At 59.3% G+C, this 14,920-nt stretch carries 17 protein-coding genes; 6 read left to right on the top strand and 11 right to left on the bottom strand.

The window, feature by feature from the left end:
- Window positions 1–55 precede the first annotated feature (55 nt).
- A complete protein-coding gene (locus ACIOJF_RS09580) occupies window positions 56–661 on the top strand; it encodes a TetR/AcrR family transcriptional regulator (RefSeq protein ID WP_105656148.1) in 606 nt (201 codons plus the stop codon).
- Here ACIOJF_RS09580 and ACIOJF_RS09575 read toward each other — a convergent pair.
- From ACIOJF_RS09575 to glsA, 7 genes are all read right to left on the bottom strand, one after another.
- A complete protein-coding gene (locus ACIOJF_RS09575; protein ID WP_105656147.1) occupies window positions 658–1,788 on the bottom strand; it encodes a signal peptidase I in 1,131 nt (376 codons plus the stop codon). The two genes, ACIOJF_RS09580 and ACIOJF_RS09575, sit on opposite strands and share 4 nt — an antisense overlap.
- A 1-nt stretch (window position 1,789) precedes the next feature.
- On the bottom strand, window positions 1,790–2,365 hold the full coding sequence (locus ACIOJF_RS09570) for a hypothetical protein (protein WP_105656146.1): 576 nt from the start codon (window positions 2,363–2,365) through the stop codon (window positions 1,790–1,792).
- A complete protein-coding gene (locus ACIOJF_RS09565) occupies window positions 2,362–2,874 on the bottom strand; it encodes a hypothetical protein (RefSeq protein WP_146112208.1) in 513 nt (170 codons plus the stop codon). Before ACIOJF_RS09565 ends, ACIOJF_RS09570 begins: the two co-directional genes overlap by 4 nt.
- Window positions 2,875–3,044: 170 nt before the next feature.
- The gene (locus tag ACIOJF_RS09560; protein ID WP_105656144.1) at window positions 3,045–3,614 is read right to left on the bottom strand and encodes a signal peptidase I; all 570 of its coding nucleotides are present in this window, start codon (window positions 3,612–3,614) and stop codon (window positions 3,045–3,047) included.
- Window positions 3,611–4,186, bottom strand: coding sequence for a hypothetical protein (locus tag ACIOJF_RS09555; protein ID WP_146112207.1), 576 nt, complete (start codon window positions 4,184–4,186; stop codon window positions 3,611–3,613). The genes ACIOJF_RS09560 and ACIOJF_RS09555 overlap by 4 nt, the downstream gene beginning before the upstream one ends.
- A 25-nt stretch (window positions 4,187–4,211) precedes the next feature.
- Window positions 4,212–4,766, bottom strand: a complete 555-nt coding sequence (locus ACIOJF_RS09550; protein WP_105656142.1) for an alternate-type signal peptide domain-containing protein — start codon at window positions 4,764–4,766, stop codon at window positions 4,212–4,214.
- Between the two features lie 337 nt (window positions 4,767–5,103).
- A complete protein-coding gene (glsA, locus tag ACIOJF_RS09545; RefSeq protein ID WP_105656141.1) occupies window positions 5,104–6,132 on the bottom strand; it encodes a glutaminase A in 1,029 nt (342 codons plus the stop codon).
- Window positions 6,133–6,375: 243 nt separating this feature from the next.
- Here glsA and ACIOJF_RS09540 point away from each other — a divergent pair, with 243 nt between their 5' ends.
- Both ACIOJF_RS09540 and ACIOJF_RS09535 read left to right on the top strand, forming a co-directional pair.
- A complete protein-coding gene (locus ACIOJF_RS09540) occupies window positions 6,376–6,798 on the top strand; it encodes an acyl-CoA thioesterase (protein ID WP_105656140.1) in 423 nt (140 codons plus the stop codon).
- Between the two features lie 198 nt (window positions 6,799–6,996).
- Window positions 6,997–7,419: a VOC family protein gene (locus ACIOJF_RS09535; protein WP_105656139.1), complete on the top strand. Its 423-nt coding sequence runs from the start codon at window positions 6,997–6,999 to the stop codon at window positions 7,417–7,419.
- Window positions 7,420–7,423: 4 nt separating this feature from the next.
- Here the strand turns inward: ACIOJF_RS09535 and ACIOJF_RS09530 are convergent, their stop codons facing one another.
- From ACIOJF_RS09530 to ACIOJF_RS09520, 3 genes are all read right to left on the bottom strand, one after another.
- Window positions 7,424–8,263, bottom strand: coding sequence for an SGNH/GDSL hydrolase family protein (locus ACIOJF_RS09530; protein WP_105656138.1), 840 nt, complete (start codon window positions 8,261–8,263; stop codon window positions 7,424–7,426).
- A 104-nt stretch (window positions 8,264–8,367) separates the two neighbouring features.
- Window positions 8,368–9,480: a 3-isopropylmalate dehydrogenase gene (locus tag ACIOJF_RS09525; protein ID WP_105656137.1), complete on the bottom strand. Its 1,113-nt coding sequence runs from the start codon at window positions 9,478–9,480 to the stop codon at window positions 8,368–8,370.
- Window positions 9,477–10,115 carry a GntR family transcriptional regulator gene (locus ACIOJF_RS09520; protein WP_286134066.1) on the bottom strand — a complete coding sequence of 213 codons (639 nt, stop codon included), beginning with the start codon at window positions 10,113–10,115 and terminating at the stop codon, window positions 9,477–9,479. Before ACIOJF_RS09520 ends, ACIOJF_RS09525 begins: the two co-directional genes overlap by 4 nt.
- A gap of 228 nt (window positions 10,116–10,343) precedes the next feature.
- Here ACIOJF_RS09520 and ACIOJF_RS09515 point away from each other — a divergent pair, with 228 nt between their 5' ends.
- From ACIOJF_RS09515 to ACIOJF_RS09505, 3 genes are read left to right on the top strand one after another with little or no spacing between them, the layout of a single operon-like run.
- A complete protein-coding gene (locus ACIOJF_RS09515; RefSeq protein WP_105656135.1) occupies window positions 10,344–11,792 on the top strand; it encodes an aldehyde dehydrogenase family protein in 1,449 nt (482 codons plus the stop codon).
- 30 nt (window positions 11,793–11,822) lie between these two features.
- A complete protein-coding gene (locus ACIOJF_RS09510; protein WP_105656134.1) occupies window positions 11,823–12,593 on the top strand; it encodes an SDR family NAD(P)-dependent oxidoreductase in 771 nt (256 codons plus the stop codon).
- Between the two features lie 50 nt (window positions 12,594–12,643).
- Window positions 12,644–13,423 carry a FadR/GntR family transcriptional regulator gene (locus ACIOJF_RS09505; RefSeq protein WP_402741573.1) on the top strand — a complete coding sequence of 260 codons (780 nt, stop codon included), beginning with the start codon at window positions 12,644–12,646 and terminating at the stop codon, window positions 13,421–13,423.
- Between the two features lie 79 nt (window positions 13,424–13,502).
- On the opposite strand, the gene ACIOJF_RS09500 is transcribed toward ACIOJF_RS09505, so the two are convergent.
- Window positions 13,503–14,918, bottom strand: a complete 1,416-nt coding sequence (locus ACIOJF_RS09500; protein WP_402741572.1) for an amidase — start codon at window positions 14,916–14,918, stop codon at window positions 13,503–13,505.
- Window positions 14,919–14,920 lie beyond the last annotated feature (2 nt).

Raw genomic sequence — 14,920 nt, 5'->3', positions numbered from 1 at the left:
GACTTTCGTTTATTTGTGTAAGCTCTACCCAGAACCTTCAACAACGGGAGAATTCATGGCCAGGCCTTCCAAGCCGAAGCTCAGCACCGCCGCGATCGCCGATGCCGCACTCAAGCTCGTCGACGCCCATGGCGAGTTCACGCTTCCGCAATTGGCCAAGGCCCTCTCGGTCTCCGCTTCGTCCCTGTACAACCACGTGTCCGGCAAGGATGAGATCATCGAGCTAATGAGAGGCCGGGCCATGTCGGCGATCAGCCTGCCAGATAGCGTTTCCAGCGACTGGCAGGAGATCGTACAGCAAATTGCCACGTCCTACTGGGAGTCGTATTCAAGGCACCCACGGCTGATCCCGCTGCTCACCAGCCACACAGTCCGCGACAGCACCACGCTGCGCGTCTACGATGCACTGGCCGAGGCCTTCGCTATGGCCGGGTTCGAACCGAAGCGGCGGCTACAGGCCATCACGATCGTCGACTCCTTTGTGCTCGGATCCGCCTTGGATGCGGCGGCACCTGAGAATGTATGGGAAATCGACGGAGAGTCGACACGCGCTTTCAGCGAGACACTGGCCACTGCCCTGGGCGACGAGGACCGGGCGTCAAAGACCTTTGCGGTGGGCCTTGATCTGATTATCAATGGTCTATATTCGCTGCCAGGCTAGTGCGGTTGGCAGGTTAAACGCTTGTTGCTGCCCAGAAGTCCAGCGCTGCCATGAATTTGAGTAAAGCTCACCGGGGCTGAACTCCATGATCCGTAATTCGCCCTGATCGCCACCGTGAATTTTCTGTCGAAGCCTACGAGCAAATCCAGCAGGGCACCCAGTAGACCCTGGCTCGAAGACAGGGATGTCGTGTAGCTTCGCGTGTTGCCAGCAAGCGACTCTGTCTTTACCGTCGAGCTGCCATTGAGTTGTCCGGTGATGGTATAGGACGTTGGTTCTGGTCCGGAAACTGACCAATCGAATCGGATGGTTTGCTGGTCCCCGACATTGCCTGTGCATTTAGCGTTGGCTGGGGGCAGAGCCGTGAGCGCAGTAGCCGTGGCGGAAGCCGCCGCTTGGCTGGAGAAAGCTGCCTGGGTTTGTTCGATTTGAATCGGCAAAAGGCACAACGTGAGCATTGAAAACATGCCAGCCATCTGAATCAGGGTCCGTCGCCGAGATCGTTGCGACATGGATTCCCGACTAGCTCCGGATACCCGAAATTCAGTGGCTTGATGCTCGCGACCAGCAAAAGGGCCTGGGTCCATTTCGGCCTCATTCATGCCCTGCCCGGATGAAAGTCGGCCGCTTCCACCATCCCTCTTGATGAACGCGACATAGAGCAGGTAGGCGCACAGCAGTCCGCCGAGAAAATAGGCCCATGGCTGGGACAGCCACGATACGACGTAGCCCAGGACCGGTACACTGGCCAGCAGTTTGTCGACGCTGTCCACCGCATACGGTTGCAGGTCCGCGACGGGATTGGCATCACCCTTGAGGACCAGCCCCGCGTCCGTCTTTTCGACAACCCGGTGCGTCACCCGCACTTCGTCACTGATCACCACCGAAACCACGTCGCCCACGGCGACGTCCTCTACCGCGGTCGGAACAGCCAGCCCCAGGGAACCGGTGGGGATGCCCGGTCCCATTGATCCCGAGGCGAAAACCAGGGGCTTGATCCCGAAAGCCAACGCCAGCACCGCCATGACCAGGCACAGGGTCCCGGCCGCGGCGCAGGCGTTCAGCACGAGGCGCTGGAACAGCGTCAGCGAAGATCCTGTGCGGGGTCCAGTTCGATTCAACTTCATCTCATGAACCCACCGTCGAGGTGAAGTCCAGGGTGATTGCCGTCGTGGCGCCCTGCAGGGTATTGGCCGCGGTTACTGGCAGCGAGTACTGCACGCACAGGGTTTCGCTGCTGCCGGCGGCCAAGGGCCTGGCGGCCGAGGCACTGCCGAACTGGGATCCAGCGTTCTTCGACAGCAGCGTGGTTCCGCCCGAGCAAGTAACGCTGGAGCCGGTGCCGCTGACCGTGGCGCCTGTTTTTACAACGATATTGAGTGCCGCCCCCAGCGCAGCGTTGCCCGATTCGGTGATTCTTCCGCCGAAAACATAGGGCGCCGAGATGGAACCGGTGTTCTTCACTGTCACGACGGATGCCGATGTCGAGCCCGGAAACAGGTTATTGCCGCTGATGGGCATCTGGTAGCTGGCCGAGGTTGCGCTGGTCGCAGTAGCTCCAACTCCCAGGGCAACGGTGGCCGTGCTGACGTTCGAGGTAGCTGTCGCTTGTCCGGTCCATGAGGCCAGCGTCGAGACGGTGCCGAATCCTACGAGGACGCCCAAGGACAGAATTGCCTTGATGCGCATTGAACGGTCGCTCATTCTTCCACTCCGTCCGTTTCAAGTTCCTTTTGTTTCCTTCGTTGCGCAGCAAGCAACGATAATCCCCCGATACCCGCGATGCCTGCCGCCGCAAGCAGCGCCGCACCGCGGAACCCGGTATCTCCGAGCCCATCATGCCGCTCGGGAGGATCCGATTGGGGCAGCTCTTCCCTCGGCGCATCACTGTCGGGCGAATACCCTTCGTCAGGCGGCCGCGAAGAATCCGGAGCTTGCCCATCTCCGCCTGCTAATTCGACGGCGTCGATGCGCACCTGCAACGAAGGCACCTGCTGGTCCTCCGACTCATTTTTCGCCGACCAGGGCAGTCCGACCCTCAGTCCGAATTCCGCGGCTTTGTCCGGTTCCAACCGGACTACCGTGGCTCCGGCTGTTTCGAAATAGATCCTGGTTGACGCAGCGGGCTCGATCGTCCGGATGCGGACTTCGATATCCGACTCCCGGTCATTGCGAATCCACAAGGATCCTGTGGATTCAACGCCCGGCGCCAAGACCGGGGCTCCTCCAAATACCTGCGGTGGGGCATCGGAATAGACCCGGCCGTCCAAGCTGTAGCTTAGGCCCTGGTCAGTTTCCGCGGCTGATGCGGGCAGTGCCAGACCGAGTGCCGCGCAGGGAATCACGGCCGTCATGGCCGCGCGGGCTGCAAGAAAACGGAGCTTCATCGATGCCCTTTCCCCTGCCGTTCACGCCATGCCCCGCCGAACATCACCAGCGAATACACGATCAATCCGCTCGTTGCGATCCAGGTCAGCCACGTTCTCTGCTGGAGTGACAGAGCGCTGTTCACGTATCCCAGGAGCGGGACGGAATACCAGAGCTTGCCCCGGATCTGTTCGGGTTGCACCGGCTCGTCATCGGCATTGTTTGCATCCCCGCGGAAAATGAATTGTTCTTCCCCGCCCAGGCTCGCGCCGATAGCGGAAACACGGTGCGTAACGACTTCAGGCTCACCTGATTCCAGCTGGTAGGTGGCAACCTCGCCAATGCGAAGGTGCTGTGGGTCAATCGGCTTCACCACCACCAAAGTACCGGGCGGCAAATGCGGCCGCATGGATCCGGTGAGCACGGTATACGCCGTCGCCCCGCCCAATTTCGGAACCACGATCATGACGGCAATCAGGGCAAGGACGATGAACAGCACGAGCCAGGAAAGCACCTGACCGCACCACCACCGGATCCCTGTGCGTTCCTGCTGTTCCCTGCGCCGGACGCGATTCCCAATTGTCATCGTTGCTGCCCCGCGAACCCCAGCTTGAGCGCTACTTTCCCGCCGGAAGCCGTTTGAGGTGCCCCGGAGGGAACCGAAACACGAATGCACAAGGCCTCATTCGCCATCGCCGGCGCGGCGCGCAGCACCCTGGCAGCTGCGAAGGAGGCGGTGGATCCCAGCGGCCCGGCATACAGCCGTTCCCCGGCCAACGGCTGGTCGGCTTCGCAGGCCGCTTGGTCCATGCCGGAATAGATGCTCAGTTGCAAAACGCTGGACAGGGCACGATCAGCGGCAGTCGGCGAAGCGGTCGCATTGACCGCCCCATCCAGCTGATAGGTCAAGTCCACAGTGCCAGCATTGCTGATCACCAGTGATGCTTGCGTAAACGCCCCGGGGATCAGCTCGCTGCCGGACAGCTTCGCGAACTGGTGCTCGGTTTCGCCACCGGCCAGCAATGCCAGCGAACCGGTTTTCAAGGCTGGCGGATCCACCGTGCTTTCGGCGCGCCAAGTTGCGGCCGTGCCTTGCGCGCTGATACCCAGCATCAAGAGCACAACCGCGACTATGGCGAACTTCAAGGGTTTGGGCATGCACCAGCCAATCCACGATCCATGACTAAGCGCGGACTTGGTCCAAGGTCAGCGTCAGCGCTTCAAGATCCAGCGGCTGGTCGTAGGTCGACGGCGGGGTGTCCCCTACCGCTCCTTCGGCAAAGGTGACGGTGATCAGGAATGGAACTGAATAGGTGCCCGGATCGGCAAAGCTCAGTGTGCCGTCAGCTTCCTCCGTAATCCCCGGCGCCGATGCGTCGACCTGCAGAGCGACGGTCACGTATCCTTCCAACGCTCCCAGCGCCGTAGCCGCCTGGTCGACGCTCAGGGATCCAGCAATGTTCTTGCCTTCGGCATCGATGGTGGCGGTCTGGCTGAACGCAACGACGTCGCCGGGAACGAGCTGCTGGGTTGCCGGGTCGAACGGCTCGGGCGCTTCCGGATTGCTGATGTCCTGCCAGTTGCCCTCCCCGTTGGTCGTCAAGTTCAGGTGGCCGGTTTCCACGGTGCCCGCGTCAATAGTCTGCTGCGCCTGCCAGCGCGCGATCGTTCCAGCGCCGCCGAGCAACAGCGCTCCGGCTGCAACAGCAGCAATGGTTGCCTTGGTTACTTTCTTCATGAATTACGCATCCTCAAAGTTTAGGTGCCCCCAGTGACACACACTTTAAGTAAAGCTTGTTTAGTAGGTTTTACAACCCCCGGACGTCACATGACAATGCCGCCGGCTTGCACCGCTAAAGGAAACAAGACAACCGCCGTGAAAACGTATTCTCATGCCATCGAAAATTCTTGCTAACCAGCAGCTGACCAGTTCCTTTGCGCGAGGATTTCAACTCTCGAAACGATCCGGCGCCAGATGGCGAAAGATGGACGGCAAAGGCCATCCACCTGTCCATAAAAGTTTAGCTAGTTAGCGAATCAATCCGCCTTTTGGATAATGCGCGAAACGCCCGGGATCAGCTTTCCCGATCTGGCGCCGACGCAAACAGATTCAGGCCCATGGCACGCGAAAGCTGCCCGATGGCCAGCTGCGCGCGCACCGAGTTCCCGGCCATATCCAAGGGCGGCGAGAACGCGCCGATGGCACCCTTGCCCGGAGCTACCGCGACAATACCGCCAGAAACCCCGGACTTCGCCGGGATCCCGATCTCGAATAGCCACTCGCCAGAACGCTCGTACAAGCCGTTGGAGGCCACGGTCGCCAGGGTATCGCGGCAAACGTCTGCATCGACGACGCGCTTTCCGGTCACCGGGTTCACTCCGCCATCGGCCAGCGTCGCGCCCATGACGGCAAGATCATGCGCGCTGATATTCAGCGAGCACTGCTTGGTGTACACATCAACGGCATCCGCAGGTTCGTTCTCCAGCCGCCCATAGCTCTTGAGCAAATGCCCCAAGGCCTTGTTGCGCTCGTTGGCCAGCGATTCTGAGTGGTAGACCTCGTCATCCAGGCTCAGCGCCCGGCCGGCAAAGGCGGATAGCCCTTCCCGGACGTTCTCCCACTTCTTGGCAGCGGTCTTGCCGGGCATCATTGCTGTCGTGGCGATGGCGCCGGCATTGACCATGGGGTTCATCGGCAAGCCGTTGTTCAATTCCACGGCCATCACAGAGTTGAAAGACATGCCCGTATTGTTCACGCCGATGCGTTCGCGAACGACCTCGCGCCCGTGCTCTTGCACCACTAGCGCGTAGACGAACATCTTGGAGATCGACTGGATCGAGAACAGATGATCGCAATCGCCAACCATGTGGACAGAGCCGCCGACGTGGGACATGGCGATGCCAAAGAGATTGGGGTCCGCTTGGCCCAGGATCGGAATGTAGTGGGCAAGGAGCCCGTCGTCTGCATCCGCGTATCGCTCATGGGCTTCCTTGAGCAGGGAATCGATGCGATCATGTTCCAGCTCACCGGTAGAAACTTGCTGAACGACGTCGTCGAAATCGGTGGGAATAGTTTCGTTATTCCCTTCCGAAGGATAGGTCATCTTCACCTGCCTTTTAGTCCTGGGTCCGTTGATTCATGCTGCTTGATTTGACCTTATCAACAGCATTGCCGCTTAGCACCTTGGAACAGCCGTGAGCAGACAGGAAGCATTGGGCCAGTTCTCCCGGCACCCGCCCCAATCACGCGTCCACTTGGTATTCAATGCATGAATCGCATGTGTTTTCCCCTACATTGTGGAGCACCTTACAGCGCAATGCACCCGATCTGACTTAGCATTTCGTGTATGGCTAAGGGTATTACTTTTCATACGCGCAAGTGGGTTCGCCCAGAAGACTTGAACGCAAACGGCACGCTGTTCGGCGGCAGCCTGCTGCGCTGGATCGACGAAGAAGCTGCGATCTACTCGATCATCCAGCTGGGCAACAAGCACGTTGTCACCAAGTTCATGTCCGAGATCAACTTCATCGCCTCCGCAAAGGAAGGCGACCTGATCGAGATGGGCCTGACCGCTATCGACTTCGGCCGGACTTCGGTCACCCTGCGCGCAGAGGTGCGCAACATCTTCACCCAGGAATCGATCCTGACCATCGAGAAGATCGTCTTCGTGAACATCGGCGAAGACGGCAAGCCGGCACCGCACGGCTACGACCACATCACCTACACCCGCGATCGCATCCCGCTGGAAATCACCAAGGCACTGATCTAGTCCCCGCTTGAATGCCCGAAGCCCTCAAGAATTCAAGGGTTTGGTTCAAGGCCCCGCACGGCCGCGCTTAACTGCGTGCTCTAGCGGGGCCTTGTTTCATTTCAAGGTTAATCCCGCATAGCTCTTGCGCTCGGTTCATGCGTCCAGCAAAGTTGTTTTTGCACTGAGGAATTCCCCCGACGCAGAAGCGAGAAACCCATGGGCCAGATGATTTTCGTCAACCTACCGACCGCTGATCTAGCCAGAGCCGACAAGTTCTACGAGGCCATGGGCTTCACCAAGAACACGACGTTCTCCGATGAAAATGCCACCTCATGGATCATCGCCGAGAATATTCTCGTGATGGTGCTGCGCCAGGAGTTCTTCGCAAGCTTCCTGGTCAACGGCGATAAGCCGGCGCTCGGAAGCGGCCTGCGCGAAACCCTCAATGCCCTGTCGGCAGAAACCCGCGAAGGCGTCGACGACTTCGTCGCACGGGCCGAGGCCGGTGGCGGCAGCATCTACCGCCCGGCAGATGAGCCATTCCCGGGCATGTACCAGGCAGCCGTCCAGGACCCGGATGGCCACGTCTGGGAAATCGCGTGGATGAGTCCAGAAGCAATGGAAAACCCAGGCAGCTAGGCAGCTAGCCGACCTCGGAATTCCGCAGGTGCCGCAGCTCTTCTGCTTTGCGGCGCTTGCGGAACTGCTTCTTCATCCCCTTGGCCGGATGCATCGGCTCCGGCCAGCGGGGACGCAGCTGGTCCCCCAGGGTAATGCCGCGCATGCGCCGCCCGAACATCGGCAGCACCCACTGCCTCAGCCACTCCACGTCGCGCTGCGTGGCCTGCCAGAATCCGACCCGGTCCGCGGCGCCAAAGGGATCGAAAACCAGCTGGTGTGGATACCCGAGGATCTCCAGGATCCTGATGGCCATGTAGCGATGGCCGGCACGATTCATGTGCAGCTTGTCGATATCCCACATGCGCTTATCCCGGTACGCCTCCCAATTCCAGTAGTCAACGAGCACTACTGAGTCCGGATAGCGTTCAGCGAGCCGGCGCACGTGGTCATTGAAGCGCCAGTTGCGCCGCTTGAACGGGGCGAGCACCGGGTGCACGGGGATATCGAACCCGGTGAACAGCAGGACCTTGGCACCCGTGGAAACCAGGGCTTCGACAGCTTGCGAGTATCGGGCAAGGAATTCCTTCATGTCCTTGCGGAATTCAAGGATGTCGTTGCCGCCGGCATAAAAGGTGATCACCTCCGGCCTGAGTTCCAGGGCTATGGGGATCTGCTCGTCGATAATCGACTGGAGCCGTCGGCTGCGGATTCCCAGGTTCACGTACTGCCACTCGGGATCCGCTTTGGATAGCTGCTTGGCCACGCGATCGGCCCATCCGCGTACCCCGTTGGGCAGCCTCGGTTCCCAGTCCCCCACGCCTTCGGTAAAGGAATCCCCGATCGCCATAAACAGCCGTCCCATGATTGGCTAATCTACAAGGAACAGTTGACTAAGCAATGACGGGAAAACGAACTCCACCACTCTTTTAGATGACAATGGCGTGCAGTCGGTCTATTGGCATAAGCTCATCGTGCCGCAGACAAGCTCTTCATCACCGATAAACCCGGAACCATAACGAAATCCTCGGATACAAGCCGAGCAATATCGTCTGCAATGCCAGAGGTGTCCTTCCCCATGTTCGGTCCGGCTAGTTCGGGAAGCTCGCGCACCACGCTGACGGCAGCAGATTCAATGGCCATTGCGGCCCGCTCTTCTCCTAGATGCGCGAGCATCATCGCACCAGACAGGATCGCACCGACAGGATTGGCCCAGCCCTTTCCGGCAATGTCGGGAGCCGAGCCGTGGATGGCTTCGAACATGCTAGGTGAGTTTCCATCCAGATTGAGATTCGCGCTTGCTGCAACGCCCAGGCCACCCTGGATGACGGCTCCAAGGTCCGTGATGATGTCTCCGAAGAGATTGTCGGTAACTACTACATCGAATCTTTCCGGGGCAACAGGGAGATGGAAACACATGGCATCGACATGAACGTAGTCGACTTCAACTTCGGGATAGCGCCCAGAAACGTGGTCCACGACTTCCTGCCAAAGCTTCCCAGCTTCGATAAGTATGTTCTTCTTATGGCACAAGGTAAGTTTCTTACGCCGGCTCATAGCCAGCTTGAAGGAATACTCCACTACTCGCGAGATCCCCTGCCGGGTGTTGACCGATTCTTGGAGCGCCACAGTGTGAGGTGTATTTGCGTGGACTGTCGAACCTTGGCCAATGTAGGCACCTTCGGTATTCTCACGGACGATCACCAGATCGCAACGTTCAGGTGTCAGCCCGGCAATGGGGGTGGCGACGCCCGGGTAGAGCTTGACCGGGCGCAGGTTCACCGCCTGCTCGAATTCCTGGCGCATCGCTAGGATAAATCCGCGCTCAAGTATGCCTGGCTGCACTGCTGGATCCCCCATCGCGCCGAAGAGTATGGCATCATGGCCCCGCAGCTTTCGAGTCAACTGCGGGTTCCATAGCTCGCCGGTCTGCAGATAATGCTTAGCACCTGCGTCATAAGTAGTCAGATCCAGCGCGAAGCCGAATTTCTTCTCAGCTGCAGCCAAAACGTCAAGTGTTCCCCCCATGACTTCCGGGCCGATCCCGTCTCCGGGGATGACGGCAACGCTGTAGGTTTTCATTGGATAGGCCTTTCACTAGCGGCTAGGTGGTTTTGAAGTTCGTTGAAGTATTCGCGTACTCGGCGTTGTGCAGCCTTACCGTCTGATTCGGCTAAACACTCCAGGATGCCTACCTGGAGGTTCCGCAGTTTTCCGGTATTCGTCGGGAACCACGCGGTAGCTGGCAAATGCACTTCCTCGGTTATCCGCACAAGGGTCGAGAATCCTTGAAGATAGCGATTGCCCGATGATCCCAGCAGCAATAGGTGCACCTTGGAAGCATTATGTGGCGTGGCGGTTCCCGAGTTGCGCAACGCTTGAAGCAGGTCGGCGAGCAAGGGCCTCGATATCTTATCGACTGCCATGCCGCAGGCTGCCGATTCCAATAGTTCGCGGAATTTCAGTGCTTCACGCAGATTCGTTATGTCCATCTTCGTAACCGTGGCTCGCCCGTAGGAATCGAGCTGAACCACGCCTTCATGCTCTAGCAAGGCAAAGGCTTCACGCAAGGGTGTCCGACTGACGCCAAGCTCTTCGGAGAGCCGCTGCTGCGCCAAGACTTGTCCTGGCGCATACCGTCCCGAGAAGACTCGCTCACTGATGACGCCAGCAGTTTCCCGAGCCAGCGAAACGTTGCTCCTCCAGTCAAAAGCCACCGCCACCGCCTGTACTCGCACATCCGAATTTCTCGGTATCCCGAAGTGGAATTGTGAGCATTACTGTTCCCGGAGTTTCGCTTAATGTCAATGAATTCAACGTTTTAGAAGTGTGAAAGGGTCATTTTCCTCAAACCCGTTGACTGCGAGCTAGATCACTGATTAGCTTTGGTCATCTACTGGTCAGACCAGTAGGACTTCCATGGCGCCAATTCGAAAGTAGGAACGATGACTTCTCACTCAGATGCTTACCCTGCGGGATTGCCCATCGGCGATCGGTGGGTGCACTGCGCGGAAACAGCCCCCGTTATTTTCCCTTTCGATGGTTCAGTAGTTGCGCACGCGCCTGTAGGCTCCGCGGCACTAGCCAGCCAGGCATTGGACGCCGCCCAAAGCGTCGCCAAGGAAGTTGAGAGGCTGAGCACCGGCACCAAGCGGTCAATCCTCTTGGCGGTCCATCACAAGATTTCCGAGCACCGCGAAGAGCTCGAGAATCTCCTGGTCCTCGAAACCGGCAAACCCCTGGTGGACTGCCGGGTAGAAGTTGCGCGCACCCTGACCACATGGGCCGCGGCAGCCGAAGAAGTTGCGAACCTGCGCGGCGAAACAGTACCCCTGGATCTGCAGGCCAGCGGCGATGGCATGATTGGGTACTGGACCCGTAAACCGGCAGGAATCGTGATCGGCATCGCCGGTTTCAATTACCCTTTGCTCTTGGCCAGCCATAAGCTTGCGCCAGCGCTGGCGGCTGGGTGCCCGATCATCATCAAGCCAGCACCGAATACTCCTCTGTCCACGTTGTGGGCTGTGCACTTGATCCGCGAAGCCCTCGCCGCCCATCAGGTCAGCACCGCAGCGGTGCAGCTGGTTACCGGCGGCATTGACGTTGGCGAGACATTGGTCGCAGACCCTCGCTCAGCGGTGGTTTCCTTCACCGGGTCCGCGGCCGTCGGCCACCAGATCGCCAAGAATGCGGCACCACGCAAGGCAGTGCTGGAGCTGGGGTCTAACACCGGTTTCATTGTCGCCGAGGACGCCGACATCCATGCAGCAGTCGATGCCGTGCTACGCGGGGGGTTCTATGCCAACGGGCAAGCCTGCATCTCTGTTCAGCGCGTTCTGCTCGATGAGAAAATCGCTGGCGACTTCCAGCGGGAGCTGCTGGCGCGCATCGGCGAAATAGCGGTTGGCGACCCCCGCTCGGAACAGACCCGGGTGGCTCCGCTGATCAATAAGGCATCCACCGGACGCGTGCTGTCATGGATCGAGAAGGCAAAAGAACGCGGAGCACAGGTGCTGACCGGCGGAGGCTTGCTAGGAGAATCCATCCAGCCCACGATTCTGAGCGGCGTCCCGTCCGATGCAGAACTATGGTGCGAGGAAATATTCGGTCCTGTCATCTGCTTGCGCACGGTGCCTGACCTCGATGCAGCTTTTGAGCTGGTGAACGATTCACGATACGGACTGCAGGCAGCCATTTACAGCAAGTCGCTGAAGACGGCCTTCCGCGCCATCGATGAACTGGAAGTTGGCGGTGTCGTAGTGAATGAAATCCCGGGATTCCGGTCAGACATCATGCCCTATGGAGGAGTCAAGGACTCCGGGATCGGCCGTGAAGGCCCCCGCTTCGCAATGGAAGAATTCACTGTCACCCGGATGGCCATCATCCGCCCGTAGCCCGAGGCAACATAAACGAAGGACAACACAATGGATTACACGCAGCTCTTCCAATTTGCCGGCCAGCGCGTCATGGTCATCGGTGCAGGCAGCGGCATTGGCCGTGAAGCGGCTCTGGCCCTCGACGCCCACGGCGCCCACGTGATTTGCGCCGACCGCGATGTCGAAACCGCGCAGGAGACCGCCGACATGCTCAGCAGCGGTTCCACGGTTATCGAGCTCGACGTTCTGGATATTCAATCTGTTCAGGCCGCTTCCAATGAATTCAATGACATCGCTGCCCTGGTGTTCACCGCTGCCACGAATGTCCGAAAGCGCATCGTCGACTACACGATGGAAGAATTCGACCGCGTGGTGAATTTGAACCTGAGGGCTTCATTCGGACTGATCCAGGCCTTCGCACCTCGGCTGGCAGCCAATGGCGGCGGATCCATCATTGGCATCTCGTCCATTCGCGCATCAGTTGTCGAGCCCGGGCAAAGTGTCTATGCGGCCACCAAGGCTGCACTGGTCCAGCTGGCCCGTACCGCGGCCGCCGAATTCGGCCCGCAGGGTGTCAGGGTCAATGTTGTTGCCCCAGGGGTTGTTGAAACCCCTCTGACCGCACAGATCAAGGCCAACCCCGGCTGGTACAACGCCTACGCCCAGAAGAGCGCCTTGGGCCGCTGGGCCAGGCCAGAGGAAATGGCTGGAGCCATTGTCTATCTTGCATCGCCGGCATCGAGCTTCGTGACTGGTTCGGTGCTCACCGTCGATGGCGGTTGGACCGCCATCGATGGTCGTTTCACCCCACCGAACTAGGCGGTGGTGCCAAGGATTCTTCAGACAGACCACCACGAAAGCGACTTAAGATGTCACAGACACCAGAGGTGCCAGCTGCAACTAAGACGCGCGCTTTTGAAGCCATCGTCAGTTCCATTGAAAGCCAGGTACTTAGCGGCGAACTGAAAATCGGGGATCATCTGCCCGGAGAGCGTGAACTTGTAACCCAGTTTGAGGTGAGTCGTTCATCGGTGCGTGAAGCGATGCGGGTCTTGGAAAGCAACGGGATAGTTGCCTCTAGGCCGGGTGATCCGCGCGGAGCGGTTGTCCTCTCTCCCACGTCAGCGCCTTTGCGCAAAATGATAAGCCGTTTGGCCACGACCTCTTCGTCGAGCCTCGCGGATCTGCTCATTTATCGCATGACCATGGAATCTTCGGCCAATTCGCTGGCCGCAACGCGACGTTCCGATGCGGACTTATTGAAGCTCGAGAAGGCGATGGCGCGGATGCGGGCGGCGCGTTCGCAGAGCCAAAGCGCTTTCAGCCAGGCAGACCTCGATTTCCATGACGTGATCGCGCAGGCCAGCGGCCATGCACTGCTGCAGATTACCGGCGAAGCAGTCCGCCAGTCCATCGAGCAGCTCATCACGTCCAGCATTGAACAAAGTTCCGATGGCGAGGCTTTGATGCAACGCACCCTCGACCATCATCACGAGGTCTTCATGGCCATCCAGAAGCAAGATGCGCATCTGGCTGAGCATCTTGCCCGCAGCAGCCTGTTCGAATACTACGGTCATCTGGTACCTGCCGATGACCGGACAGCTCTTGCCGCGCTGGCGTCCTTCGGACAGGCCACGCAAACCAGCTGATTTCCCGATACTGCAGATCAGAACAACAAGCAGGACACAGCAACTGCGGTGGTTGCTGTGCCCTGCTTATACGGGATTTTCAGTCCAAGTTCGACCACTGCGGTTTGGCGCTATCTGGCCGAGCTGCCTCATACCAGCTGGCTGCGCGAAGCACATCGTCATCGGTTCCAACTGCTCCGGCCAGCTGCACGCCAATGGGCTTGCCCTCGGACGTGAAACCGCAATTGACGGTAGCCGCTGGCTGACCGGACATGTTGTACGGGACGGTGAAGGCAATATGGCCCATGGTGGCGTCAGGATCCACCACTGGCATCGGTTGTTCCGCAGGAAAAGCAGCCATCGGGGAGACCGGAGAGATGATGAGGTCATACCCGGCGGTAGCCGCGATGGTCACCTTCTGCATCTGGTCGATCGCACCGAAATTCCTGATCGTGTCGGCGCCATCGAACTTGGCTCCTCCTTCGCACCAGCGCACGATGTAATCCAGGACCTTCGCCTGCTCGCTTTCGCTCAGTTCACGGAAATCGGCCCAGGACCGGGTACGCCAAAAGCGGTCAAGCTGGTCAAGCATGCCTTGGTCGATGAAGGGCTGCAACTCTTCCACCCTGGCACCGTCCTGCGCAAAAGTGTCCGCTACCGACTGCACCGCCGATCGGATTTCGGGGTCGACAGCGACCCCAGCGTTAGCTTCAAGCTGCAACCCGATTCTCATCCCGCGGACGCTGCCAAGCTTTGACTGCCATTGCATGGCCGGATAGGCCCGTGCCGAATAGTCACGGATATCTGGTTGTCCGAGCACTGACATGAAAAGGGCAATGTCATCCACGGTACGTCCCATCGGGCCGGCCGCCCGGCCAATGTACGGGACATCCAGGGGAATCAATCCTGCACTGGGTTTCAGTGTTGCCAACCCCTGCCAGCCGCCGGGCAGGCGAATGGATCCACCGATGTCGGTGCCGACATGCAGTGGCCCGTATCCAGCAGCAGCCGCCGATCCCGCACCCGCACTGGAGCCACCGGTGGTCCATCCAGGGTTCCAAGCGCTACGCGATATTCCGTGAAGGCTGGAAACACCCGAAGAGAGCATGCCCCAGTCCGGCATCGTAGTCGAGCCAGCCAGGATGCCGCCGGCTTCAAGAATCCGATCGGTGATCGGCGCGTTCTGCGTGGGCACCTTGGGGTTGGATAGGGCCGTTCCCGAAGGCATCGGGATGCCCTTGCGTGCTATGTTCTCCTTGACCGTTGCCGGCACCCCGTCTAGTGGACCGAGCGCTGTTCCGCTGGCCCAGCGTTGCTCGCTTTCGCGTGCCTGGCTCAGCACGTCTTCCGGATCGAACTGGTACATCGCGTTGAGTACCGGTTCACGTTCCTGAACCCGTTTGATGACCGACTCTGCTACATCCACCGGCGAGATGTCCTTCGCAGCATAGGACGCGTGAAGTTCCTGCGCGGACAGCTGGTGCAGTGCGGTGGTGTGTTCAGAAAGCTGGGACATGA

This window comes from Glutamicibacter sp. NPDC087831 (assembly GCF_044742845.1).
GTDB lineage: Bacteria > Actinomycetota > Actinomycetes > Actinomycetales > Micrococcaceae > Glutamicibacter.
The sequence above is the reverse complement of the archived record's forward strand: the minus strand, read 5'-3'. Positions and strand labels throughout refer to the sequence as shown.

Coding starts and splice junctions, on each gene's coding strand:
- ACIOJF_RS09575 (WP_105656147.1), bottom strand. CDS start 1,788: ATGAAGTTGAATCGAACTGGACCCCGCACAGGATCTTCGCTGACGCTG.
- ACIOJF_RS09540 (WP_105656140.1), top strand. CDS start 6,376: ATGGCTAAGGGTATTACTTTTCATACGCGCAAGTGGGTTCGCCCAGAA.
- ACIOJF_RS09555 (WP_146112207.1), bottom strand. CDS start 4,186: ATGCCCAAACCCTTGAAGTTCGCCATAGTCGCGGTTGTGCTCTTGATG.
- ACIOJF_RS09510 (WP_105656134.1), top strand. CDS start 11,823: ATGGATTACACGCAGCTCTTCCAATTTGCCGGCCAGCGCGTCATGGTC.
- ACIOJF_RS09530 (WP_105656138.1), bottom strand. CDS start 8,263: ATGGGACGGCTGTTTATGGCGATCGGGGATTCCTTTACCGAAGGCGTG.
- ACIOJF_RS09505 (WP_402741573.1), top strand. CDS start 12,644: ATGTCACAGACACCAGAGGTGCCAGCTGCAACTAAGACGCGCGCTTTT.
- ACIOJF_RS09570 (WP_105656146.1), bottom strand. CDS start 2,365: ATGAGCGACCGTTCAATGCGCATCAAGGCAATTCTGTCCTTGGGCGTC.
- ACIOJF_RS09500 (WP_402741572.1), bottom strand. CDS start 14,918: ATGTCCCAGCTTTCTGAACACACCACCGCACTGCACCAGCTGTCCGCG.
- ACIOJF_RS09535 (WP_105656139.1), top strand. CDS start 6,997: ATGGGCCAGATGATTTTCGTCAACCTACCGACCGCTGATCTAGCCAGA.
- ACIOJF_RS09580 (WP_105656148.1), top strand. CDS start 56: ATGGCCAGGCCTTCCAAGCCGAAGCTCAGCACCGCCGCGATCGCCGAT.
- ACIOJF_RS09550 (WP_105656142.1), bottom strand. CDS start 4,766: ATGAAGAAAGTAACCAAGGCAACCATTGCTGCTGTTGCAGCCGGAGCG.
- ACIOJF_RS09515 (WP_105656135.1), top strand. CDS start 10,344: ATGACTTCTCACTCAGATGCTTACCCTGCGGGATTGCCCATCGGCGAT.
- ACIOJF_RS09525 (WP_105656137.1), bottom strand. CDS start 9,480: ATGAAAACCTACAGCGTTGCCGTCATCCCCGGAGACGGGATCGGCCCG.
- ACIOJF_RS09560 (WP_105656144.1), bottom strand. CDS start 3,614: ATGACAATTGGGAATCGCGTCCGGCGCAGGGAACAGCAGGAACGCACA.
- glsA (WP_105656141.1), bottom strand. CDS start 6,132: ATGACCTATCCTTCGGAAGGGAATAACGAAACTATTCCCACCGATTTC.